General features: G+C 65.1%; 23 protein-coding genes. 10 read left to right on the top strand and 13 right to left on the bottom strand.

From position 1 onward, the window contains the following. Positions 1–24 precede the first annotated feature (24 nt). Genes ntrC through dusB form a run of 3 tightly spaced genes read right to left on the bottom strand, consistent with a single transcriptional unit; the run spans position 25 to position 3,520 of the window. Positions 25–1,437 carry a nitrogen regulation protein NR(I) gene (gene ntrC / locus AC3WJR_RS06600; protein ID WP_492723324.1) on the bottom strand — a complete coding sequence of 471 codons (1,413 nt, stop codon included), beginning with the start codon at positions 1,435–1,437 and terminating at the stop codon, positions 25–27. 11 nt (positions 1,438–1,448) lie between these two features. After that, the gene (locus AC3WJR_RS06595; RefSeq protein ID WP_492724193.1) at positions 1,449–2,540 is read right to left on the bottom strand and encodes a two-component system sensor histidine kinase NtrB; all 1,092 of its coding nucleotides are present in this window, start codon (positions 2,538–2,540) and stop codon (positions 1,449–1,451) included. Then, a complete protein-coding gene (dusB, locus tag AC3WJR_RS06590; protein ID WP_354281002.1) occupies positions 2,516–3,520 on the bottom strand; it encodes a tRNA dihydrouridine synthase DusB in 1,005 nt (334 codons plus the stop codon). Before dusB ends, AC3WJR_RS06595 begins: the two co-directional genes overlap by 25 nt. Before the next feature lie 114 nt (positions 3,521–3,634). Between dusB and AC3WJR_RS06585 the strand changes: the two genes are divergently transcribed. The 3 genes from AC3WJR_RS06585 to AC3WJR_RS06575 are packed head-to-tail and all read left to right on the top strand — an operon-like array spanning position 3,635 to position 5,864. Then, positions 3,635–4,801: a bifunctional 2-C-methyl-D-erythritol 4-phosphate cytidylyltransferase/2-C-methyl-D-erythritol 2,4-cyclodiphosphate synthase gene (locus tag AC3WJR_RS06585; protein ID WP_492723322.1), complete on the top strand. Its 1,167-nt coding sequence runs from the start codon at positions 3,635–3,637 to the stop codon at positions 4,799–4,801. Further along, positions 4,798–5,331: a hypothetical protein gene (locus AC3WJR_RS06580; RefSeq protein WP_354281006.1), complete on the top strand. Its 534-nt coding sequence runs from the start codon at positions 4,798–4,800 to the stop codon at positions 5,329–5,331. The genes AC3WJR_RS06585 and AC3WJR_RS06580 overlap by 4 nt, the downstream gene beginning before the upstream one ends. Beyond that, complete coding sequence (locus AC3WJR_RS06575; RefSeq protein ID WP_492723320.1) at positions 5,328–5,864, top strand: CinA family protein; 537 nt, start codon at positions 5,328–5,330, stop codon at positions 5,862–5,864. The genes AC3WJR_RS06580 and AC3WJR_RS06575 overlap by 4 nt, the downstream gene beginning before the upstream one ends. Here AC3WJR_RS06575 and AC3WJR_RS06570 read toward each other — a convergent pair. After that, positions 5,795–6,283, bottom strand: coding sequence for a type II toxin-antitoxin system RatA family toxin (locus AC3WJR_RS06570; RefSeq protein ID WP_492723318.1), 489 nt, complete (start codon positions 6,281–6,283; stop codon positions 5,795–5,797). The two genes, AC3WJR_RS06575 and AC3WJR_RS06570, sit on opposite strands and share 70 nt — an antisense overlap. 1 nt (position 6,284) lies before the next feature. After that, entirely contained in the window at positions 6,285–7,232 is a 948-nt protein-coding gene (gene lipA, locus AC3WJR_RS06565) for a lipoyl synthase (protein WP_354281012.1), read from the bottom strand. Between the two features lie 65 nt (positions 7,233–7,297). Between lipA and AC3WJR_RS06560 the strand changes: the two genes are divergently transcribed. After that, positions 7,298–7,927: a carbonic anhydrase gene (locus AC3WJR_RS06560; protein ID WP_492723311.1), complete on the top strand. Its 630-nt coding sequence runs from the start codon at positions 7,298–7,300 to the stop codon at positions 7,925–7,927. A 91-nt stretch (positions 7,928–8,018) separates the two neighbouring features. After that, positions 8,019–8,471, top strand: coding sequence for a hypothetical protein (locus AC3WJR_RS06555; RefSeq protein WP_492723309.1), 453 nt, complete (start codon positions 8,019–8,021; stop codon positions 8,469–8,471). A 216-nt stretch (positions 8,472–8,687) separates the two neighbouring features. On the opposite strand, the gene AC3WJR_RS06550 is transcribed toward AC3WJR_RS06555, so the two are convergent. Further along, complete coding sequence (locus AC3WJR_RS06550) at positions 8,688–9,461, bottom strand: polyphosphate kinase 2 family protein (protein ID WP_354281018.1); 774 nt, start codon at positions 9,459–9,461, stop codon at positions 8,688–8,690. 74 nt (positions 9,462–9,535) lie between these two features. After that, positions 9,536–11,344 carry an aspartate--tRNA ligase gene (gene aspS / locus AC3WJR_RS06545; protein ID WP_492723307.1) on the bottom strand — a complete coding sequence of 603 codons (1,809 nt, stop codon included), beginning with the start codon at positions 11,342–11,344 and terminating at the stop codon, positions 9,536–9,538. Between the two features lie 151 nt (positions 11,345–11,495). On the opposite strand from aspS, the gene rnd reads away from it, so the two are divergent. Then, positions 11,496–12,671, top strand: coding sequence for a ribonuclease D (rnd, locus tag AC3WJR_RS06540; RefSeq protein WP_354281022.1), 1,176 nt, complete (start codon positions 11,496–11,498; stop codon positions 12,669–12,671). A gap of 7 nt (positions 12,672–12,678) precedes the next feature. Here rnd and AC3WJR_RS06535 read toward each other — a convergent pair whose 3' ends face one another. From AC3WJR_RS06535 to AC3WJR_RS06510, 6 genes are all read right to left on the bottom strand, one after another. Then, entirely contained in the window at positions 12,679–14,193 is a 1,515-nt protein-coding gene (locus tag AC3WJR_RS06535) for a glycosyltransferase family 39 protein (RefSeq protein ID WP_492723305.1), read from the bottom strand. A 71-nt stretch (positions 14,194–14,264) separates the two neighbouring features. Further along, entirely contained in the window at positions 14,265–15,446 is a 1,182-nt protein-coding gene (locus AC3WJR_RS06530) for a glycosyltransferase (protein ID WP_492724191.1), read from the bottom strand. A gap of 108 nt (positions 15,447–15,554) precedes the next feature. Continuing rightward, positions 15,555–17,087 (bottom strand): Ppx/GppA phosphatase family protein, encoded by a 1,533-nt coding sequence (locus AC3WJR_RS06525; protein WP_492723303.1) that lies wholly within the window; start codon positions 17,085–17,087, stop codon positions 15,555–15,557. A 6-nt stretch (positions 17,088–17,093) separates the two neighbouring features. Beyond that, positions 17,094–19,271, bottom strand: coding sequence for an RNA degradosome polyphosphate kinase (locus AC3WJR_RS06520; RefSeq protein ID WP_354281026.1), 2,178 nt, complete (start codon positions 19,269–19,271; stop codon positions 17,094–17,096). Next, on the bottom strand, positions 19,268–19,891 hold the full coding sequence (locus tag AC3WJR_RS06515) for an HdaA/DnaA family protein (RefSeq protein ID WP_492724188.1): 624 nt from the start codon (positions 19,889–19,891) through the stop codon (positions 19,268–19,270). Before AC3WJR_RS06515 ends, AC3WJR_RS06520 begins: the two co-directional genes overlap by 4 nt. Positions 19,892–19,934: 43 nt before the next feature. Next, positions 19,935–21,200, bottom strand: coding sequence for a heavy-metal-associated domain-containing protein (locus AC3WJR_RS06510; protein WP_492723301.1), 1,266 nt, complete (start codon positions 21,198–21,200; stop codon positions 19,935–19,937). 62 nt (positions 21,201–21,262) lie between these two features. Between AC3WJR_RS06510 and purM the strand changes: the two genes are divergently transcribed. The 4 genes from purM (at position 21,263) to AC3WJR_RS06490 (ending at position 24,086) form a co-directional block, all read left to right on the top strand. After that, positions 21,263–22,372, top strand: a complete 1,110-nt coding sequence (purM, locus tag AC3WJR_RS06505) for a phosphoribosylformylglycinamidine cyclo-ligase (protein ID WP_492723299.1) — start codon at positions 21,263–21,265, stop codon at positions 22,370–22,372. 144 nt (positions 22,373–22,516) lie between these two features. Beyond that, positions 22,517–23,092 carry a phosphoribosylglycinamide formyltransferase gene (gene purN / locus AC3WJR_RS06500; RefSeq protein WP_354281031.1) on the top strand — a complete coding sequence of 192 codons (576 nt, stop codon included), beginning with the start codon at positions 22,517–22,519 and terminating at the stop codon, positions 23,090–23,092. After that, positions 23,089–23,466, top strand: coding sequence for an MmcQ/YjbR family DNA-binding protein (locus tag AC3WJR_RS06495; RefSeq protein ID WP_492723297.1), 378 nt, complete (start codon positions 23,089–23,091; stop codon positions 23,464–23,466). The genes purN and AC3WJR_RS06495 overlap by 4 nt, the downstream gene beginning before the upstream one ends. Beyond that, the gene (locus AC3WJR_RS06490) at positions 23,463–24,086 is read left to right on the top strand and encodes a hypothetical protein (RefSeq protein WP_492723295.1); all 624 of its coding nucleotides are present in this window, start codon (positions 23,463–23,465) and stop codon (positions 24,084–24,086) included. Before AC3WJR_RS06495 ends, AC3WJR_RS06490 begins: the two co-directional genes overlap by 4 nt. Positions 24,087–24,152: the final 66 nt, after the last annotated feature.

Below are 24,152 nucleotides of genomic sequence, written 5' to 3'. Positions count from 1 at the left end.
CGCCCCCCGCAGGTTGCTCAGCGATCAAGGCTCGATTCCGAGCACATCCAAACGCTTGCGCAGCGTGTTTCGGTTGATGCCCAACGCCTTGGCAGCGCGCAACTGGTTGTTGCCATGCCGCATCAGCAACGCTTCGATCAACGGGCGTTCGACCTCGGCGATGATTCGGTCGTACAACGTCCCATCGTCGAGCGCATTGGGCTCCTCCGTTGCCATACGCGCGATGCGGGCATGAATAGCCGCTTCGATCCCTGTATCACCTACCGTGCGTTGCGGGACTACGTCGCCGAGCATCCCACGAACCTCGGCCCCGTCGATCCGCTCGTCGCGCGCCAGGACCGACATGCGCCGCATCATGTTTTCCAGCTCGCGAACGTTGCCCGGCCAGTCGTAGGCCTCCAGTACGGCCACAGCATCCGTGGCTAACTGCTTGCGCGGCAATCCATCTTCAACGGCACGATCGAGAAAGTGACGCGCCAGCAGAGCGATGTCCTGACGTCGGGCGCGCAACGCCGGCAGCGTAACCGGCACGACGTTGAGCCGGTAGAACAGGTCTTCGCGGAACTGGCCGGTCCCGACCAGTTGCGCCAGATCGCGGTTGGTCGCGGCGACGATCCGCACGTCCGCGCGGATCGTCCGGGCGCCACCGACCGTGGTGAATTCTCCCGACTGCAACACCCGAAGCAACCGCGTCTGTGCCTCCATCGGCATGTCGCCGATTTCGTCGAGGAACAGCGTTCCCCCCGCGGCCTGCTCGAACCGCCCGGCCGAGCGTGCCTGCGCGCCGGTGAAGGCACCGCGCTCATGCCCGAACAATTCCGCCTCGATCAGTTCGCGCGGGATCGCCGCCATGTTGAGCGCCAGGAACGGCGAACGGCGGCGGGGCCCCAGATCATGAATGGCGCGCGCGACCAGTTCCTTACCGGTCCCCGACTCGCCCGAAACCAGCACGGTCAAATCGTTCGACACCACCCGTGCGATGATCCGGTACACGTCCTGCATCGCCGGCGACCGCCCGATCAGCGGAAGCGTCTTGTCCTCCGCCTCGGTCGGTTCAAGCATACCGCCCGAGCCGCGCGCCAACGCGCTCTGCACGCTTTGTGACAGCGCATCGAGATCGAACGGCTTGGGCAGATAATCGAACGCCCCCACCTCGTTCGACCGGACCGCGGTGGTCAGCGTGTTCTGCGCCGACAAGACGATTGCGGGAAGCCCCGGATGCGCCGCCACGATCCGTTCGACCAGATCCAGACCATTGCCGTCTGGCAGCACCACGTCCGTAACGAGAACATCCGGCGGGCTTGCCGCAAGTTGCATTTCGGCTTCCGCGATCGTGGCCACGGCGACGACGCGGTGGCCGTCCCGCTTGAGCGCCTGCCCGACGACTGTCCGGATCGCCGCATCATCATCGACGACGAGGATCTTGCCGGTCCGCATTCCCGCCTGCGTCATTGCGGTGCGCGCGGGAGCATGATGCGAAATACGGTCATCGGTGGCGTTCCTTCACGCGCATATTGGACAATCCCGCCCATGTCCCGCACCAGCTTGTCGACCAGTGCTAGCCCCAACCCCTGCCCCTCGGGTTTGCCCGAGATGAACGGGTCGAACAGATGGTCCGCGATGTCCGGCGGCGCTCCCGGCCCGTTGTCGATCACACAGATCTCGATGGGCAAAGGTTGGCGCGGGCGACCGGCGGCAGGCGCGATCGCCATGCCGTGGCGATAGGCGGTGGCGAGCGTAATCCTTGCATCTTCCTGCCCTTGCATCGCCTCGCTCGCATTCTTGAGCAAGTTGAGCACGACCTGAAGCAGCGAATCGCGGTCGAGCAATGCGGGGGGCAACGAGGGATCGAACCGCTCCTCGATCTTCACATTCTGTGCGAACCCCGCCAGCGCGACGCGGCGTGCATGGTCGAGCAGCGGATAGACGTTCTCGGGCACCAGATTTCGCGGGCGCGTGTCGGTAAAGTCCTGCATCCGGTCGATCAGCGCCGCGACGCGGTCGACTTCGGTGGTGATCAGCGTGGTCAGTTCGCCCGCACCTTTGCCCTTGGACAGCAGTTGGGCGGCGCCGCGAATGCCGGACAGCGGGTTCTTGATCTCATGCGCCAGCATCGCTGCCGCTCCGATCGCGGCGCGCGCGGCAGCGGCACGGTCCGCGCTATGCCCGAGCCGGCGCGATGCGGCGGCATGATGCAGCGTGATCGTCCGCCAGCCGGGGTGATCGACAACCAGCGTCTCGACATAATCGACCCGGACGCTGCCGCCGCGAACCAGCGCGATCTCGGCATCGAACGCCGACAGTCCATGATTGTCGCGCGGATTCAACGCTCCGGGGTCCTGCATCACGGCCGCGAGCGGCTGCCCCAGCATCGCGCGCTCGGACAGGTTGAGCATCGTCTCGCACTCGGCGTTGGCATGGACGATCCGCGACTCGGGATCGACCACCAGCACCGCCACCGGCAATGCCGCAAACAGGTCGGCGAAGTCCGGCCCCGATCCCGCCCCCGGTTCGGTCACGCGGCTGCGCGAGTGCGCCAGGGGGCATAGAATTCGGCGAGCATCGCCTGCACTACCTTGGGGTCGGGGATCTGGTTGACCTTGTTGCGGAATTCCGCCGATCCATGCAGCCCGCGCGTGTACCAGCCGATGTGCTTGCGCGCCATATTGACCCCGGTCTCGCTACCGTAATGCGTCAGCATCGCGTCGTAATGCTCTGCGATAACGGTATATTGCTCATCGATCGAAGGATCGTCGCGGCGCCGTCCGTGCGCGAACCACTCGACCACCTGACCGAGCAGCCACGGGCGGCCATACGCCCCCCGCCCGATCATCACCCCGTCCGCCCCCGACTGTTCGAGCGCCGCCTCGGCATCCTCGATCGAGCAAATGTCGCCGTTTGCAATCACCGGGATCGACACCGCATCCTTGACCGAACGGATGAAGCCCCAGTCGGCGTTGCCCTTGTACATCTGGTTGCGCGTGCGCCCGTGGACCGTGACCATCTTGCACCCCAGGTCCTGCGCGATCTTGGCGAGTTCGGGCGCGTTGAGGCTGGAATGGTCCCAGCCCATCCGCATCTTGAGCGTGACGGGTACGGTCACCGCATCGACCACGCCCTTGATGATCGCCGCGGCATTATCCAGGTCGCGCATCAGCGCCGACCCCGCGTCGCCGTTCGTCACCTTGCGCACCGGGCAGCCCATGTTGATGTCGACGATCGCCGCGCCGCGATCCTCGCTGAGCTTGGCCGCCTCGCCCATCTCATAGGGCGTGCAGCCGACGAGCTGCATCGACACGGGGTCCTCGATCGGATGCCATGCCGCTTTCTGGATCGACTGGCGCGTCTCGCGGATCGCGGCCTGGCTCGCCACCATCTCGGTGACGTTCAGTCCCGACCCGTAGCGCCGCACCAGCGTACGGAACGGCATGTCGGTCACGCCGGTCATCGGCGCGAGGATGACCGGGGACGCGATCGTCACGGGGCCGATCTGCAAGGGGGGAAGCGAACGCGGGGTCACGGGAGCCTAATCTGTTGGGGAGCGGCGGGTGCCTGAAAAACAGGCAGTCCATAGCTGGAACGCGCCCCCGCGGCAAGGCTGGCGGGACGGCGCGGCATCGGCTAATCGCCCGGCATGTCATCGAACAAGACCGCCGCCATCATCGTCGCCGCCGGGACCGGCGCGCGCTCGGGGAGCGCCGTACCCAAGCAATATGCCCCGCTCGGCGGACGCGCGGTGCTCGCGCACAGCTACGAGGCGCTCCGCCGCCATCCCGCGATCGGACGAGTCGTCGTGGTGATCGGCGCAGGCCAGGAAGCCGCGCTGAAGGACGCGATCGGCGATGTCGAACATGTGACCGGCGGAGCGACCCGACGCCGGTCGGTTCTGGCGGGGCTCGAGGCGCTCAGCGGAGACGTCGAGCACGTCCTGATCCACGACGCCGCCCGCCCCTTCCTCAGCGCCGCGGTCATAGACTCGCTGCTCACCGCGCTCGACACCCGCGACGGTGCCGTGCCGGCGCTACCGCTTGCGGACACGCTCGCGCGCGACACGGCGCTCAGCGGGACGCTGCTCGGCGGGACGGTGTCGCGCGACGGGTTGCACCGTATCCAGACCCCGCAAGCCTTTCGCTACCCCGTCGTGCTCGCCGCGCACCGCAGCTGGCGCGGCGACGAGCCCACCGACGATGCCCAGATGGTCCGCGCCGCCGGCGGGGCCGTGGCGCTGGTCCCAGGAGATCCCATGCTCGAGAAGATTACCCACCCCGCCGATTTCGCCGCCGCCGATGCGCGGCTCGAAGCGACGCTGCGCACCCGCATGGCGACCGGCTTCGACGTCCACCGGCTCGAAGTCGGCGAGGAATTGTGGCTCGGCGGGATGCTGATCCCGCACGACAAGGGGTTGTCTGGCCACAGCGACGCGGACGTCGCGCTCCACGCGATCACCGACGCACTGCTCGGCACGATTGCAGCGGGCGACATCGGTACGCACTTCCCGCCGAGCGACCCGCAATGGCGCGGGGCCGATTCGGCGCAGTTCCTGCAACATGCCGCCAGCCTGATCACCGATCGCGGCGGCATCATCGATTTCATCGACCTCACGCTGATCTGCGAGGAACCCAAGGTCGGCCCGCACCGCGTAGCGATGCGCGACCGGATCGCCGACCTGTTGCGGCTCAAGCCCGGACAGGTCAGTATCAAAGCGACCACCACCGAACGCCTTGGCTTCACCGGACGCGGCGAGGGGATCGCCGCACAGGCTGCGGCAACGGTACGGGTTCCGGAGGAACTGTCGGCATGATGAAACGCGCGATCGCGGCGACCTGGCTGGCGCTCACTGCCACGGCCAGCATGGCGGCACAGCCACAGACCGGCGCATGCCTGACGTCGTCCGAGGTATCCGATCTGGCGCAGGTCATCCTGCCCGAGGCGATCGGTGCCGCAGGCGTCGCCTGTGCGTCGGTCCTTCCGCCAAGCGCCACGATCCGCCAGACCGGCAGCACGATGCTGTCCCGCTACCGCAGCGAGGCCGACCGTGCCTGGCCGCAGGCGAAGCGAATCATCGGCAAGGTCGGTGGCGTGGACGACGTGGCGATGCTCGATTCCGAACTTGTCCGCCCGATCCTCACGACGATGCTCGTCGCGCAGGTGACCAAGACGATCAACGTCCGCGACTGCGGCTCGATCGAGCGGATCGTCACGTCGCTCGCGCCGCTGCCGCCGCGCAACACCGCAGACGTCGTGGCGCAGATGCTGTTGCTGACGATTCAGGCCAAGACGCGCCGGGGCGAGAAAATCGACCTGCCCGTCTGCTTCGAGACCGCAAAATGACGATGGACACCATCCTTCCCCCCGAACTGGTCGACGCTGCACGTAAGGTGGTCGAGGCGAACCTTGCCGCTGGTCGTCGCGTCGCGCTGGCGGAGAGCTGCACCGGCGGGCTCGTTGCTGCGGCACTGACCGAAATTCCCGGATCGTCCGAGATGTTCGAATGCGGGTTCGTGACCTATTCGAACGACGCCAAGAACGGGATGCTGCGGGTCAGCAGCGACGTGATCGAGACTTTCGGGGCGGTGTCGGTTGCGACTGCGTGGAGCATGGCGCAGGGCGCGCTGGATCGCAGCGGCGCCGACGTCGCTGTCGCGATCACGGGCGTCGCCGGGCCCGGTGGCGGATCGGAAAAGAAGCCCGTCGGCACCGTCGTCTTCGCGCGGGCCGAACGGGGTGCGGATCCGGGCCATGTCGTCGCCGATCGGAAGGATTTTGGCGATCTGGGACGTGGCGGAGTCCGGCTTCAGGCCGCGCTTTGCGCGCTCGAACTGCTGTTGCCGCCGACCGCGGCCGACGGTGATGCCGAACCGTAAAGAACCTTGGCGCGATCCTCGAACGCGCCGATCATCTTGCGCAGCGCGGTGCCGAACACCTGCCCCGCAAGCATTTCGAATACCCGGTTCTTGAACGCGAAGTCGACCGTGAAGTCGACCGCGCACCCGCTCGGTTCGGGGCGAAACACCCAGTCGTTGCGCAGATACTTGAGCGGCCCGTCGAGATAATCGACGTGGATGTGCCCGGGGCGCTCCATCTCGACCTTCGAGGTAAAGGTCTCGCGCAATCCCTTGAACCCGACGATCATGTCCGCGACCAGTTGCGTCTCGCTGCGCGAACGCACGCGGATCTGCGATACCCACGGCAGGAATTCGGCATAGCGCCCGACATCGGCGACCATGTCGAACATCTGCTCGGGCGTGTACGGCAAATGCCGCGTTTCGGAATGGCGCGGCATATCAGGCGCGCGCCAGCTTCAGCTCCCGCGCAGCGCGCAGTCGGGCAAAGTCGTCACCCGCATGATAGCTCGACCGAGTCAGCGGCGAGCTCGCGACCAGCAGGAACCCCTTCGCGCGTGCAATTGCGGCGAACGCATCGAACGTCTGCGGCTTGACGAAGTCCATCACCTTGGTGTGGCGCGGGGTCGGCTGGAGATACTGTCCCATCGTCAGGAAATCGATGTCGGCCGAGCGCATATCATCCATCACCTGATGCACTTCCAGCCGTTCCTCGCCCAGACCGAGCATCACGCCCGACTTGGTGAAGATCGACGGATCGTGCCGCTTGACGCTCTCGAGCAACCGCAGCGATGCATAGTAACGGGCACCCGGACGGATCGTAGGATACAACCGCGGCACCGTCTCGAGGTTGTGGTTGTACACGTCGGGCCGCGCCGCAACGATTGACTCGACCGCGGCTTGCGTCTTGTTGCGGAAATCGGGGGTCAGGATCTCGATCGTCGTGTTTGGCGTCGTGCGGCGGAGCGCCTCGATCACCTTGACGAACTGCGAAGCGCCACCGTCCGGTAGATCGTCGCGATCGACCGACGTGATGACGATATGCTCCAGCCCCAGTTCGGCCGCCGCGTCCGCGGTGTGCTGCGGTTCGAGCGCATCTACCGCGCGCGGCATCCCCGTCTTGACGTTGCAGAAGGCGCACGCCCGCGTGCACGTGTCGCCGAGGATCATCACCGTCGCGTGCTTCTTGGTCCAGCACTCACCGATGTTGGGGCACGCCGCTTCCTCGCACACGGTGGCAAGGTTGAGGCGACGCATCAGCGCCTTGGTCTCGGCAAAGGCAGTGCCGCCCGGAGCCTTGACGCGGATCCAGTCGGGTTTGCGTTCACGCGGAGGCCGCGCGGGTGAATCGATGCCGGGCTGCGCTGCGAGCGGGGTGATCTCGTTCATAATGGCCAGATAGCGATTGCGGTGCCAGCTTGCCACCCCCTGCATGTTTCAGATAAATATGCCGGATGGCTAACTTCTCAGAACTCGTCGACGGGTATCACCGCTTCCGTGAAACCGACTGGGCGGAACAGCGCGATCGCTGGTCCCAACTGTCCAAGGGGCAAAGCCCCAGGGTGATGGTGATCGCCTGCTCTGACAGCCGGGTCGATCCCGCCCAGGTCTTCGACACATCGCCCGGCGAAATCTTCGTCGTGCGTAACGTCGCCAACCTCGTCCCCCCTTTTGAAACCGACGGATCGCGCCACGGCGTGTCTGCAGCGCTCGAATTCGCAGTGACCCAGCTCAAGGTGTCCGAGATCGTCGTGATGGGCCACCAATCGTGCGGCGGCGTGCACGCGTCGCTGACCGACGCGTTCAGCGGCAAGGAGCCCGGTGAAGGCGGGTTCATCGCGCATTGGGTCGACATTCTCAGCGAGGCACGCGACCGAATCACTGCGGAACACGGCACCGGCCCGGACGCCATCCACGCGATGGAGCTGGAGACCGTCCGGGTCAGCATCGCCAACCTGCGGACATTCCCGTTCGTCCAGGAGGCGGAAGCCGCAGGGACGCTTAATCTGCGCGGTGCGTATTTCGCGATCGCCGATGGCGTACTGCACGTAATGGATGATGACGGAGCGTTCGACGCCGCCTGAAACTGTGCCCGAAACTGGCGGGCGTGGGGGTAGCGTTTTGCGCGACCCCCACCCCGTTGCTTGTGGGGTGTTCCGGTCGTAGCCTCAGGCTATGAGACCGAACACCCTGCGCGCCTTGCGGCGCTACCATAATTATCTCGGGCTGTTCTTCGCGCCGATGATCCTGCTGTTCGCGATCAGCGGCGCATTGCAGACCTTCCGGTTGCAGGAGGCCAAAGGCTATGGCGGCCCGCCGCCGAATTGGATCGTCTGGCTGGCGAGTGTCCACAAGGACCAGGGGCCGCCGCGCGAAGCGCGTGCGGAGCGGCCGAAGGCGGTTAGGCCCTCGGTTGTCGGCGAGAAGCCTCAAGCGCGGCCGGCTCGCGACGCGAAGCGCCCCTCGCCGCTGCCGTTGAAAATCTTCGTCGTGCTGCTTTCTATCGCCTTGGCGGTATCGACCGTGCTCGGCGTGATGATCGCCTTGTCGATCAAGGGATCGCGGCGTGTATCGCTGGCTCTATTGGCGCTGGGGACGGTGGTGCCGATCGTGTTGTTGTGGATCTGAGAGGGCGACCGGCAGGCCCGCAGTAAGGCGATTCACCGCGCTTCCCCTTCTTATGCCTATGCACTTCCCCGGCGAAGGCCGGGGCCCAGGTGAGGAGCAGAAGTTGTTTTGGCGGTGCGCGTAGTTGCCTTCGTCCTCGCTACTGGGCCCCGGCCTTCGCCGGGGAAGCGCAGAGTTTGGAAACTGACTGACGCCGCCGTCCGCTCCAAACCGCCGCTAAATCCCCAAAGCCGTGCGCGCGACCTTCTCGATCTCCGGATCCAGTTCAGGCGGTGTCATGTCGACATTCGCTTCCAGCGCCTCGGCAATGGCGGTGAGCGCCGCAATCCGCCCGGCCTTCTTGTTGTTGCCGTCTATGATCGTCCACGGCGCTGCCTTGGTATCGGTGCGCTTGAACATGTCGTGCATCGCATCGAGATACGCGTCGCGCTTATCCCGGTTACGATAATCGTCGATCCCGGTTTTCCAGCGTTTCCACGGCGACTCCAGCCGGTCTTGCAGCCGCTCGTCCTGTTCGGCCTGGGTCACATGGACGAACAGCTTGACGATCGTGGTCCCCGAATCGACCTGCTGCCGCTCGAACGCGTTGATCTCGTCGAACCCGCGTTTCCATTCATGCTTGCTGGCATACCCCTCGACGCGCTCGACCAGCACGCGCCCGTACCAGCTGCGATCGAACACCGCGATGTCGCCGCACGCGGGCAGCTTCTTCCAGAAGCGCCACAGGAAATGATGGTCGAGCTCGTCCTGCGTCGGCGCCTTGATCGGCCAGACCTCGAAATTGCGCGGATCCCATTCGGCACAGAGCCGCTTGATGATCCCGCCCTTGCCCGCGGCGTCCCAGCCCTCGAACAGCACGATCGCGCGCTTCTTGTGGACGATATGCGCGACCTGGACATGCGCGAGTCGCTCCTGCAGCGCGTCCAGATCGTCGCCGTAGTCGCCGTGATATTTCTTCCCGGCTTCATAGTCCGCAAGGTGCAGCGTCATCGGGTCTCGGCCTCCTTCATGGGGCGGCGGGGGTGCCACGATCATAATACTCGCCGCACCCCGGTTCGATCCCCTCAGCCCGCGGCTTCGGCTGCCTTCGCGCCGTCGCCGACGACCTTTAGGTTGAGTTCCTTGAGCTGCTTGGGCGTCGCGAAGTTGGGCGCGCCCATCATCAGATCCTCGGCCTTCTGCGTCATCGGGAAGGTGATGACCTCGCGGATGTTGGGCTCGTCCGCGAGCAGCATCACGATCCGGTCGACGCCCGGTGCGGAGCCGCCGTGCGGCGGGGCGCCGCACTTGAACGCGTTGATCATGCCCGCGAAGTTCGTGTCAACGTCTTCCTGCGTGTAGCCGGCGATCTCGAACGCCTTGTACATGATCTCGGGCTTGTGGTTTCGGATCGCGCCCGACGACAGCTCGATCCCGTTGCAGACGATGTCATACTGGAAAGCGAGGATATCGAGCGGGTCCATCGTCTCCAATGCCTCCATCTCGCCCTGCGGCATCGAGAAGGGGTTGTGGCTGAAGTCGACCTTCTTGGCGTCCTCGTCATATTCGAACATCGGGAAATCGACGATCCAGCAGAATTCGAACTTCTTGTCGTCGATCAGCCCGAGCTGGTCGGCAACCCGCGTGCGCGCGAGGCCTGCGAGCTTTGCCGCGGACGCTTCCTTGCCCGCCGAGAAGAAGATGCCGTCGTTCGGGCCCAAGCCGAGCGCCTCGGCGATCGCCTTCATCCCGTCCTGGCCATGATTGTTGGCGATCGGCCCGCCGAACACGCCGTCCTTCTGCGTCGCATAGCCGAGGCCGGGGAAGCCCTCGCTCTGTGCCCAGCTGTTCATCTCGTCGAAGAACTTGCGGCTCTTCTCATGCGTGTTGGGTGCCGCCAGCGCGCGGACGACGTCGCCACCCTCGACCATCGAAGCAAAACGCCCGAAGCCCGAGCCGCGGAAATGCTCGGACACGTCGGTGATGACGATCGGGTTGCGCAAATCGGGCTTGTCGTTGCCGTATTTGAGCATCGATTCGCGATACGGAATGCGCTTGAACGGCAGTGGCGAGACGGTGCGCCCCTTGCCCTGCCAGTCAGCGAACTGCTCGAACACGCCGTGCAGCACCGGCTCGATCGCCGCGAACACGTCGTCCTGCGTGACGAAGCTCATCTCGAAATCGAGCTGGTAGAACTCACCCGGCGACCGGTCGGCGCGCGCATCCTCGTCACGGAAGCACGGCGCGATCTGGAAATAGCGGTCGAACCCGGCCACCATCAGTAGCTGCTTGAACATCTGCGGCGCCTGCGGCAGCGCGTAGAACTTGCCCGGATGCACCCGGCTCGGCACCAGATAATCGCGCGCGCCCTCAGGGCTCGAGGCGGTCAGGATCGGCGTCTGGAATTCGGTGAACCCCTGGTCGATCATTCGCTTGCGCAGCGATGCGATGACGTTCGAGCGCAGCAGGATGTTCGCGTGCAACCGTTCGCGCCGCAGGTCGAGGAAGCGGTAGCGCAGGCGGATATCCTCGGGATATTCGTTCTCGCCGAACACCGGCATCGGCAGTTCGTGCGCCGACGACTGCACCGTCACTTCGCGCGCGCGCAGCTCGATCTCGCCCGAGGGCAGACCGGCGTTCACCGTCTCGGCCGAGCGCGCGACGACGTCGCCGACGACGGTCACGACCGACTCGGGCCGTGCCTTGTCGAGCATGGCATGCGTCGGGCTGTCGCTGTCGGTGACGATCTGCGTGATCCCGTAATGGTCGCGCAGATCGACGAACAGCAGATTGCCGTGGTCGCGCTTGCGGTGAACCCAGCCCGACAGCTTGACCGAGGTGCCGACGTCGGCGGCGCGCAGCTGGGCGCAGGTGTGCGTGCGATAAGCGTGCATCGTTCTTCTTCTCATGTGCGCCACCCCGGCAAAGGCCGGGGCCGCTGCGGACCGGGCGCAACGCCCGCTCCACAAGGGTGAAATGGATGGCTTGCGCTTCCCTCCCCCACCCACCTTTGTCAAGGCGCACCACCGTCGCTATGGGGGGGTGATGCATATCCATCCGCTCATCACCGACACCGCCACGCTCGCCAATCTCTGCACCCGACTCGCCGAAGCCGACTTCGTCTGCATCGATACCGAATTCATGCGCGAGAATACCTTCTGGCCCGAGCTGTGCCTGATCCAGATCGCCGACACCAACGAAGCCGCCGCGATCGACCCGATGGCACCGGGGCTCGACCTCGCCCCGCTGCTCCAGTTGATGGTCAACAACGATGACGTGCTGAAGGTCTTCCACGCAGGCGGGCAGGACCTCGAGATCATCTACAATCTCACCGGCAAGACCCCCTATCCGCTGTTCGACACGCAGGTCGCGGCGATGGCGCTCGGCCAGGGCGAGCAGATCGGCTATTCCAATCTCGTCGATGCATGGCTTGGCCTGACGATCGACAAGGGTGCGCGCTTTACCGACTGGAGCCGCCGCCCGCTCGACGCGCGCCAGATCGAATATGCGATCGGCGACGTCACGCATCTCGCGGAAATCTTCCCCAGGATGCTCGACCGCCTCCGCAAGACCGGACGCGGTGCGTGGCTCGATCAGGAGATGGAGCGGATCGGCGACCCCAAGAATTACGCCAACGACCCCGAGGAAGCGTGGAAGCGCATCCGCATCCCAAGCCGCAAGCCCGATGTCCTGGGTCGCCTCAAGGCGCTCGCGCGGTGGCGCGAGATCGAGGCACGCGCGAAGGATCTGCCGCGCGGCCGGATCGTCAAGGACGAGACGATCGCCGACCTCGCAGGCCACGCGCCGCGCAAGCAGGCCGATCTCGCCAAGGTCCGCGGCCTTTCCGCGACCTGGGCACAGAATGACATCGGCGCGCGCCTGATGACCGCGATCGAACATGCCGAACCGATGTCGGCGGACGAGATGCCCGTGCGCGATGATCGCAAGCCCGGTCTCGGCAAGGATGGCGCACTGGTCGCCGATCTCCTCAAGCTGCTGCTCAAGATCCGCTCGAAGGAAATCGACGTCGCCGCCCGCCTGCTCGCGCGGACAGACGATCTCGATGCACTGGCGGCAGGCCAGCGCGAAGGATTGTCGATCCTCCAGGGCTGGCGCTTCGACCAGTTCGGCCGAGATGCGCTCGATTTGGTCGAGGGACGGCTCGCCTTTGCGGTCGTCGGCGGCAAGCTCAAGATGACGCGTACCGAAGACGTCACCTGAACCGCGCTTACCGGGGCAATGGCCTCGGACATGCGGGATAAAGAACCTTGTCGCGGACGCACGCGATCCGTTCGAGGTTGGCCACCAGCGGGGGACCGAACGGCCCAAGGAAGAAGTCCGCACTGTCCTCGACGTCGTTCAACAGCCCGACCGCGCGCAGATCGCGCAACGGTTGTTCGTCGTACCGTTGGATGAGGTAGAGGTTGGCCGTCGGAGCGAGCGCGAGGCGGCCATCCCCTACTGCCGGAATCTTCGGGGCATAGCCCTTGGCCCAGGCATTGTTGGTCTGCCCGGACAACGCCAGGATCGGCACACGGCAGTGGTTACGCCGGTCGGCAAACCTGCAGGCCTCATCCGCGATCACCGCGCCACCTTCGCCGCTGACGACGATCACGCCCCGGGGATCGTTCAACACCTGCGCGATCGCACTCTCCCAATCCTCGATCGTGAAGTCCGCGCGCGCGGCGGCAAGGTTGGCGACGCCCAGCGCGGTCAGGACGCTCGCCAAAATCAGGAACGCGCGTGACCCACGAAGCGTGCTGATCCCTGCGCACGCCAGCGTGACCGGAAAAATGGCAATCCATACCAAAGTCCGTTCGACCAGCACCGGCTGCTTCAGACTGAATACGAAGAACAGCCCCAATGCCCCGATCCAGCAGACCGTCGCCAGTTGCGTGGCCTTCTGCCGGAACGTGCTCACGATCCCGAAAAGCGCCGCGGCGAGCAACAATGCAGCGCTGACCGCTTGAATGCCCCAGGGGTCCCGCGCCAGCAGGGTGCTGGCCCAATACAGCTTCAGTGATCCCCGGATCCCCGCGTAATGCAGCCAGGACAGGTTCGGATTAGGAACCTGCATCTGCTGGTACACGATGTAGAGCGCCCAGAACGCCCCGGCGACGATCGCCAGGTCCGCCATCGCCAGCCGCAGCCAGTCACGCCCGACAAACGGAACGAACCGCCGGTCGACGATCATCACCGCGAGCGTTGCGATCGGCACCCACAGGAACCCCGTGCCGTGCAGATAGATCGCGGCGATCGCACCGCCGACATATCCGATCCACGACGTGATCCGCTCACGCTCGCCCCGATCAACTGCGGTCACGATCCGCATCAGGCTGAAGAGCGAGATCGTCAGCGCGAGCGCAAGAAAACTGTATCCCCGGACTTGGTGGGCGTAAGCAATCTGTTGCGCCGAGACCGCAAGCAGCACCGCCCCTACCCCGGCGGCGCGTTCGCCGTAATGCCGGGCCATCCCGAAATAGGCGACTGCGATCGTCAACAGGCTCGCCACGATCGTCGGGACGCGCAGGATCACCCGGTCCATCGGACCGACCAGGTCCATCCATCCCCGCAAGATCGAATAGAATAGCGGCGGATTGGTCTCGCGCACCATCCAGTCGCTCCACAGTCGCGCGTACGGCTGGTGCGCAAAAAACAACGACGCATATTCGTCGAACCACAGCGGATAATCGGCGAGCGCAAACCGCAGGACCGCGGCGAACACCATGATTCCCGTGAACACCGCAAATCCGTGACGCGAGCCGAGCCCCTGAGAAGGCAATGGGGATCGGCCTGACCCCGCCGAAGCGGGGATCAACGCCGCTTCCGCCACGTAAAGATCGACGACATCGAGTAATTCCAGACGGTCGTAACCGCGATCCCGGCGAGCGCGGACAAGATGAGGTAATTGTGCCGCTGGTACAGCCACCGCGCAATGCCGACGTTGGCGAACAGCCCGACCCCGCAGACGATGTTGAACGTCAGCCAACCCCACCACAAGCGAGGCCCCTTCAGGCGCTGATCGCTATAGGTCAGGATATTGTTGAGGAAGAAGTTGCTCGACGTCGCCACCAGCGTGGCGACGCCCTGCGCAATCGCGAACCAGCGCGTTTCATGCGCGGTGCCCAACGTCGCCAGCAGCGTTTGCAGGACGATCGTCAACACCGCGAAGTGGACGACGACCCCCGATCCCCCGACCAGCGCGAAGCTGACGAACCGGATCGGGATGACATGCCCGAACGCCTTGTCGAGCAAGAGCTGCAGATATTCCCACAGCACCAGCCCATCGAGCTTGCTTTCGCCGTGCTGGCGCGTGCGGAAGGTGAAGGGCACTTCGGCAACGCGCATCGGCGTCGGCGACGATGCCGCAATGTCGAGCAGGATCTTGAAGCCGACCGAGGACAGGCCGGGCAAGGAGCCCATGAACGCCTCACGCGTCAGCATGAAGAACCCGCTCATCGGATCGCCGATCGCGGTCTTGGTCAGCTTGTTTGCCAGCGTCGTTGCGAACTGGCTCATCGCGATGCGGCGCTTGTTCCAGTCCCCCATGCCGCCGCCCTCGACGTAGCGGCTGCCGACGACGAGATCGACGTCGCCACGGCGAATGCGCGCCAGCATGTCGAGCAGGATCGTCTCGTCATGCTGCATGTCGCCGTCCATCACCGCGACATAGGGCGCGGACGTCGCCAGGATGCCCTCGACGCAAGCGGATGCGAGGCCACGCCGATCGAACCGATGGACGACGCGGACGCGCGGATCCTGCAACGCCAGTGCCCTTGCGCGGTCCGCGGTGCCGTCGGGTGAATTGTCGTCGACGAAGACGACTTCCCAGCGCGTATCGCCCAAGGCGTTGCGGAGGGCTTCGACCAGCAACGGCACGTTGCGGGATTCGTTGAACGTCGGAACGACGATCGCAAGTTCTGCGGGCAATCGTGCTGCCAGACCGGCGTCTTCGACGCTATTGCGCACCGATTGACCGAGCGGATTGTCAGACATTTGCATCTTGGATTTCCCCCGGGCGGACATTACTCGTCAACCGGGGCTCGTCGTTAACCAACTCTCTACTGCAAAACAATGCAGGTAATCGAGACCCTTGTCCCGATATTAGTCACCTTGCGGCTTACCCACGGTGCCCTTGCGCCCCAGTGCGTTAGCCAATGCCGTATGCCGGCGTTCCACTGTTTCGCTATACAGCGGACGATCTTCGTCGGCGAGAAACAGCGTCAGAAGGCTACCATCGTCCTGCAACCGGGTCCGTTGCAGCGGACCCGCAAGCCCCCCGCTCATCCGTTGCCCCAGCCGCATCGCCAGTCCCCACAGCACAGCGCGCTTCAGGTCCGCAACGGGCGCGAGCATTGCAAGCGGTGCGGGCGTATCGAGTCCGCCACCGAGGCTCGTGAACAACGCCTGCGCCATCAACGCCCGCCCGCGCGCATCGACCGCGACCCAATTGCCGTGCAACGCGATCTCGACCCCACGCTCCGCCCGGAACTCGGGGTTCGCGCGCCAGCCGACGTCGGCGAGCAGGCATGCCGCCAGCCGAAGCCGCACCATGTCCGGTGCATCGCGCTGAAACAACGGTGCGATCCAGCTATCGAGCAGATCGCCATGTTCCGGGAAGCGTCCATGGCGCTGGCCTTCGTCGCGTGCGGCAACGATCAGGGGGTCCTGCCCCCGCACCGCAGGATCCAGCGCACCGAACAGCAAGCCCTCCCGCAGCCCGAAGGCGGATACCACGGTGGTCTCGGTACCCAGGTGTTTGAGCAGGACCGCCAGCAACGCGCCCGCATCCCCCAGCGTCGCCGCCCGGCTCGACGACAGGCCGGGCACGGCGCGGAGCCACGCCTTGTTCACGTGGCTGATCGTGCGGCCGAGCCGGTCGATCGCGGTTCGGGTCATCGCATATTGGTGGATGACCGGCAGCGGGTAGCTGTTGATATGCATGTCGAGCCGCGCCAGCGCGCGCCACGACCCGCCGACCAGGTACAGCGGCAGGCCGGTCCCCTTGCCCAGCCAGCCGGAACTCCGCAGTGCCTGTTCGACGACGCGTTGCAACGCGCCGGGGCCCTTGTTGCGGATCGCGGCGATCCGCAACACGCCGAGCGGAAACGACACGCGATCGCGGACTTCACCGCCGGAAACGCGGATCAGTTCCAGGCTGCCCCCGCCCAGATCGCCGACGATCCCGTCGGCATCCGGGATTGCGGACAACACGCCATATCCAGCGCCCGACGCCTCCTGTTCGCCCGAGAGCAACTCGACTTCGAGGCCAAGGCCTCTTGCCGTTGCAAGCAGTTCCGTTCCATTGCTCGCATCACGTACCGCCGCGGTGGCGACCGTGCGTAACCGCGTGACTTCCATCTCGCGCGCGACCGCTGCGAACCGTGCCAGCGCCACCGACCCCGTTGCGAGCGCCTCGCGCGCGATCGCGCCCGTCTCGGCAAGTCCGCGACCGAGCCCGGCCATCACCTTCTCGTTGAACAACGTCGCGGGCAGCCGCTCCGGGCCCTGATAGACCACCAAGCGGATCGAGTTCGACCCGATGTCGATGATCGCCATTCGGTCCGCGCCGTTCGCCGGGGGCGGCGGGACCGGGGGACCAACGGGCTTGGGCTTGCGAAAGAGGGTCGTGGCCACGTCCTGTTACCGCCTGCGCCGCAGGGACAATTTGGGCACCGACCCGCTCGACGCGAGCGCCGCACCGCGCCCGGACAGCGATGGGTTGGTCATGAAATAGCGGTGGAGGTTGAACGGGCGTTCCCCGGGCACAACGCGGACATAGCTACCATCAGACTGTAATTCCCAGCTTTGTTCGTCGTCGATCAGGTTGGCGACCATCACCTGCCCAAGGATCTGGTCGTGCACCGTACGGTTTTCGATCGGCAGCATATATTCGATCCGGCGGTCGAAATTACGCTGCATCCAGTCGGCCGACGTGATGAACAGGCACGCATCGGGATTGGGCAGGTCCTGCCCGTTGCCGAACGCCCAGATTCGGCTGTGCTCGAGGAAGCGCCCGACCACCGACTTGACGCGAATGTTGTCAGAAAGCCCCGGCACACCGGGACGCAAACAGCAGATTCCGCGTATAATCAGGTCAATCTGGACGCCAGCATTGCTCGCTTCGTACAGTTTCTCGATGGTTTCGGGGTCAACCACCGAGTTCATCTTGGCCCAGATCGCTGCCGGCTTGCCCGCGCGGGCATTGGCGATCTCGGCGTCGATCAGCCCCATCAACCTTGGTCGCATGTCGCGCGGGGACAGGCTGATCAGCGCCATATTCTCCGGTTCGACATAGCCGGTGACGTAATTGAACATCTGGGCGGCATCGCGACCCATCTTAGGATCGGCCGTGAAGAAGCTGAGATCAGTATATATTTTCGCGGTGATCGGATGGTAGTTGCCGGTGCCGAAATGGCAGTATGTGCGATATTGACCATTTTCGCGCCGGACCACCATCGACACCTTGGCGTGCGTCTTCCAGTCGATGAAGCCGTACACGACCTGCACCCCGGCGCGCTCCAGCGCGGACGCCCACAGCAGGTTCTGCTCCTCGTCGAAGCGTGCCTTCAGTTCGACCACCGCCGTAACCGACTTCCCCGCCTCCGCCGCGGCAATCAGCGCGTTGATAACGGCGGACTGTTTGCCCGCGCGGTAGAGCGTCTGCTTGATCGCCACGACATCCGGGTCCGCCGCGGCCTGCTTCAGGAACGCCAGAACAACGTCGAACGTCTCATACGGGTGATGAACGACGATATCCTTGGCGCTGATCGCCGCAAAGCAATCGCCGCCATATTCCCGGATGCGTTCGGGGAAGCGCGGTGAAAACGGCGGAAACTTCAGGTCGGGGCGGTCCTCGTCGACGATAGCCTCCAGGTCGCCAACGCCAAGAAACGCGCCGCTTTCGGTCACGAAGCAATCCGGCCCGCCGAGTTCGTCGCGTAACACCGCACCAAGCCGCTCGGGCATCCCGCTTTCGAGCTCGAGCCGGATCACACGCCCGCGCCGCCGCCGCTTGATGGCATTGGCGAAGTAGCGGACCAGATCCTCCGCCTCTTCCTCGATTTCAATGTCGCTATCGCGCAGCACGCGGAATTCCGCCGCGCCAAGCACGCGATACCCAGGAAAGATCAGCGGCGCAAAGCGCTTGACCAGCGACTCAACCGCGACATAGCGCGCCGAACTGCCCGGCAACCGCAGGAAACGCGGCATCGGGGCGGGCAACAGGACCAGCTCCCGGATCGGCTGATCGTCCGCGATGCGGACCAGATCGAACATTACCGCCAGCCCCTTGTTGAGGATGAACGGGAACGGATGCGCCGGGTCCAGCGCCTGCGGCGTCAGGATCGGGAAGATCTGCTCGCGAAACTGCGTTTCCAGCCAAGCCAGTTCCTCGGCGGTCAGCGCTTCGTCAATCGTCCGCGAACTCAGCACGCCAATCCCCGTCTCGGCGAGCAACCGTCGCAGTTCGCGCCAGACAGTGCGTTGGCTCTCGATCAGCGCGTCGGCTTCCGCGACGATCGCGGTGAGCTGCTGCCCGGAGGTAAGCCCGTCGCTCGACCGCCGGCCGACGTCCTGCATTTGCTGGCCCTTCAGCCCGGCGACGCGGACCATGAAGAACTCGTCGAGGTTCGACCCCGAAATCGACAGGAACCGCAACCGCTCGAGCAGGGGATGCGCTTCGTTGGTCGCTTCCTCCAGCACGCGCCGGTTGAACGCGAGCCAAGAGAGTTCGCGATTGAAATAGCGATCGCTGCCGTCGGTCCCGGCAAAGGGATCGTCGTCGCGATCAAGGCTCGCGATATGGGCGGGTCTCGTCATGGATGCTCTGCCGGGTCTGGAACGTGGCTGACGATCAGCCCCGCTTCTTGCAATGTTGCCCGTGCGAACGGGATCGACAAGCGCTTGCGCCGCTCTAGCACGACCTGATCAAGCAGGTCGACCGCACGGAGCAATGCAACATGCGTGCGTTCCACCCGCGCGACCAGCCACTGGATGAGGTCCGGCCGCGCGTCCAGCCCGCGTCGCAGAAACTGGCGTTCGAACAACGCCGCCATCAGTTGTTCGTCCGGGTCGCCGATCCGCAACGTCGGGCTTGCGATCAGCCGCGAACGCAAGTCGGGGAGTTTGATCTCCCATTCAGGCGGCGGCGAATCCGCGACCACCACGACCGGTCGACGTTCTTCCTGCGCACGGTTCCATGCGTGGAAGATCGCTGTTTCGTTCTGGCGCTCGGCATCGTCGATCAAACCGCCACCCGTCTTGGCAGCGAAGATGCGCGCAATCAGACTGCGCCCAGACTTGCGCGGGCCGGTCACGACCACCGCCATGACGGGCCATGTGCTCCAATGTTCAAGCTGCTGGACAGCCCGTGCATTCGAGGGGCCTATCAGGAATTCGTCATCACGCGGATCGGCCGGCCAATCGAGCGGCAGCGCCATCTGCGCGGACAGGGTCATGAGTGCAGGGTCCGACATCGCCGCATCAGCCGGCGGGATTATCGGCGGGAGCGGCTGGCGCACCGGGCGTTGCGGTCGCGTTGCGGCGAATGCGGAGCGTCGTGCCGCTACCTACGACGGTCCAGCCACGCGCTTCCAGCGCGGCGTGCAACACCGCAGGGTCTGCATCGAATTGCACCCGCAGGACCGAAACGCCGCCAAGCGCGAGGCTCGTGGTGATCGCGGAGCGCACCCCGGGAACTCCTTGCAGCGCGGATTCGGTCGCGGTCACAGACGCAGCGCTCGGCGTATCGACCTGCACCGTTACGACAGATCCGGCCGTCGCACCCACAGCGCCAGTAGCGCCGTCGAGTCCCGGCAAGGCCAGGTCGGTCGGCGTTGCGAGTGGAGTCGGGGTTGCAACGGGCGCAACATAGGACAGGCCTGAATCTCCCATCAACGCGCCGTTGCGGAGCGCAGACTGATACGCATCGTCGATACGCTTCACCCCGGCATCGAGCAGCACCGGCAACGCATCGCCATTGTCGACGCGGAGCGTGAACTGCGCGATCAGGTGATTGTCCGGTCCATGGCGTGCCTGGAATGTTCCAACGATCGGCCCGCCGGGCCATTCCCGCCGCAGCGAGACGGTCGGGATCAGCACGTCGGTCGCGCCATATTGGTCGAGCACCACGCGCCACCATCCGCGCCCGCGCCGCTCGGTCTGACCGAGGTTGAGGAGCAACGGGTCGGTACCGGTACCTGTTGGCCGGATATAGTCGATCAGACTGTTGCCGGTGCGATAGCGCAGCCACGCCTCCTGCCACGCGGTTTTCTGCTCGAAGCCCACCGCCGCGCCACCGCTGATCTCGATCGGGATCGTCAGCATCGGCTGCGACCGGGTTGCCTCCGCTGCGACCCCCAGGATCGATCCCGCCCGCGCACGACTGAATAACACCCCCAGCTTCGCGACATAGCGGTTCGGCCCGATCTGTTCGTTCTCGACGACGATCCCGGAAACCATGCTGTCGAGTGTCCCGTCGGACAGCAACGCCCCACCACCGCCGAGACGGCGCGACAGGATTTGCCATCCCTTGCGCTGTGCCAGGCGCCAACCAGCATACCGTGCCTGATCGGCGGACTTGCCCGTCACGTCGACCACGACTCCGCTCACCTCGTAGCTGCCCGACCCGTCCGCCGACGCTACACCTTGGCTCGGATTGTCGACCTGCGCGATCACCAGACCACCGGTCGCCGCCATGCCCAGCACGACTGCAAGACCCAAGGGCCGGAAAAAGCGGTGGTTCGACATGTTGGCGCCCTTTTGGCGAAGGAGGCGTGGAAATCCAAGCGCGATATGGCTAGGCGGACACGATGAGCGAAAACGAACAGGACAACGCGTCCTACACTTATGCCCAGGCGGGCGTCTCGATTGCAGCTGGCAATGCGCTGGTTCGTGCCATTGGCCCGATGGCCAAGGCCACCCGGCGTGCCGGTGCCGATGCAGACCTTGGTGGGTTCGGCGGGTTCTTTGATTTGAAGGCCGCTGGCTTCGTTGATCCGCTGCTGGTCGCTGCGAACGATGGCGTCGGTACCAAGCTCAAGCTTGCGATCGACCAGAACGCGCATGACGGCGTCGGTATCGACCTCGTCGCAATGTGCGCCAACGACCTGATCGTGCAGGGCGCCGAGCCGCTGTTCTTCCTCGATTACTATGCGACCGCCAAGATCGATCCCGCCGTGGCCGAACGCGTCATTGCGTCGATCGCTGAGGGTTGCCTGCAAGCCGGGTGCGCGCTGATCGGTGGCGAAACCGCCGAGATGCCGGGAATGTATGCGCCCGGCGACTACGACCTTGCGGGCTTCTGCGTCGGCGCAGTCGAACGCGATCGGGTCCTCACGGGACGGGATATCGCGGCAGGCGACGTGATGCTCGGGCTCGCTTCTTCGGGGGTCCATTCGAACGGCTTCTCGCTGGTCCGTCGCCTCGCAGCGGACAAGGGCTGGAAGCTCGACCGTCCCGCACTGTTCGACAATGAAGTGCGCCTGATCGATGCATTGATGGCGCCGACCCGCATTTACGTGAAGTCGCTCCTTCCGCTGCTGGCCGAACGGAAGATCAAGGGACTCGCGCACATCACCGGCGGCGGGCTGCTGGAGAACATCCCGCGCGTCCTGCCGGAAGGCGTTCACGCGCGTGTCGATGCAGACGGGTGGGAGCAGCCGCGGCTGATGGCGTTCCTCCAGGCGCAGGGCAACATCGAGCCCGAGGAAATGGCGCGGACGTTCAACTGCGGAGTCGGAATGGCGGTCATCGTGGCGGCAGCGGACGTTTCTGCCGTGACGGCGGCGCTCGAAGCGGCCGGCGAGACGGTATTGTCGATCGGCACGCTCGAAGCCGGGCCACGCGGTTGCACCGTGTCGGGCTCGACCGAGACGTGGGGCGGCAAGGCCGACTGGACCGCTACGCACAATCATGGGTGAGCGAACACCCTCCTGCCTCCCATTTGGCTACTTCCCCGGCGAAGGCCGGGGCCCAGTAGCGAAAAGCATTTTGGCGGCCGCAACGCTTGGCTACTACGGTCCGCGTATTTGGGCCCCGGCCTGCGCAGGGTATGAGTGGCCTGAATGACAGCGCCAAAACGAAAGGTCGCGATCCTGCTTTCGGGTCGCGGTTCCAACATGATCGCGCTCGTCGAAGCTGCCCGCGAACCCGCGTGCCCGTACGAGGTCGTGCTCGTTGCCTCCGACAAGCCCGAAGCACCGGGCATTGCTTGGGCAGCGGCCCAGGGGATCGCGACCTGGACCCTGTCCCCCAAGGGCATCGGCAAACCCGCCTATGAAGCCGCACTCGATGCGGCCCTTCGCCACGCGCAGGCCGAGACGATCGCGCTCGCAGGCTATATGCGGCTCGTATCCGATACCTTCGTCGCTGCATGGCGCGGACGAATCATCAACATTCACCCCTCGCTGCTCCCCAAGTACAAGGGTCTTGATACGCACGCTCGCGCGATCGCGGCTGGGGACGCCGTCGCCGGCTGCTCGGTCCATGTCGTCACCGAGGAACTCGACGGCGGCGAAGTGCTTGGTCAGGCCGAAGTCGCGGTCCTGCCGGGCGATACGCCCGACACGTTGGCGGCGCGCGTTCTGGCGGTTGAGCATCGCCTTTATGCCCGCACTCTGGCAGAGTTTGTCGCACGATGAGTCCTGATCCCGCGCCCCTGCTCGACCGCGTCCGCGCGCTCTGCCTCGCCCTCCCCGCAACACTTGAACGCGAATCGCATGGTTCGCCTAGCTTTTTGATAGAGGGCGGCAAGTTCTTCGCCTACTTCTGGCATAACCATCATGACGACGGCGAAACCGTCGTCATCGTCAAGACAACCGGCGCGGACGAACAGGCGCAACTGATCGAGCTCGACCCCGCCTGCTATTACAAGCCGCCCTATCTCGGCGCGTCGGGCTGGATCGCCTTGCGTTTGGACGCGCCTGCGATCGATTGGGACCGTGTCGGCGACCGAATCGCGATCAGTTGGGAACTCGCCGCGCCGCGCCATGCGCTCGAGGCGGGCGGCAGATGAGCATACCACCCAAACCGGACGCCCCCGCAACCCGCGCCGAGAAAGCCGAAGTCGCCGCCATTCGTCGGCGTTGGGTGTCACTGGCCGAAGTCGTCAGTGTCGCCGGCGTGGCGATTGCGGCGCTGGGTCTATGGCTGACCTGGTCTGATCGCCGCAGCGAACAAACCGAAAAGCAGGCGCAGTCGATCACGCAGAACCGCGTAGCCGCGCGCTACGCGATCAAGGCAAGCGCCGTCCGCAATGGCGACCTCGTTCTCGACAAGGACGAGCGGCATCCGCTCGGCGATCTGACCGTGACCTTCCCTGCCGCGCTCGGGGTCGGGGAACAGATTTCACCGACACAGACGATCAGCCGCAGTTGGTACGAACGCGCATTGCTCAAGGCGACGGACGGCGGGGCGGACAGCGAGACTGGCAAACTCCCGGTCTTACTGACCGTACAATATTGGAATGACGATAAACTGCACACCACCAGCGGCCTGTACGACATCGTGTGGCAGACCAAGGGACGCCCGTTGCTGGGTCGCGAATTGAAGATCGAAGCGCTGCGCCTGCGAGGCCCGTCGGCAACGAAGGCGGCGCTCGAAAAGGCGTGGTCCGTCGAGCAGCCGGTACGTTAGGGCGGATCGAGGTCAGCGCGAAATTTCTTCCCCTTCCGCGCTAACGCCGGCAACCTCTGGAACCTT

It is taken from the genome of Sphingomonas sp. FW306-05-A (genome assembly GCF_058782275.1).
This window is presented reverse-complemented; position numbering and strand designations above follow the sequence as displayed.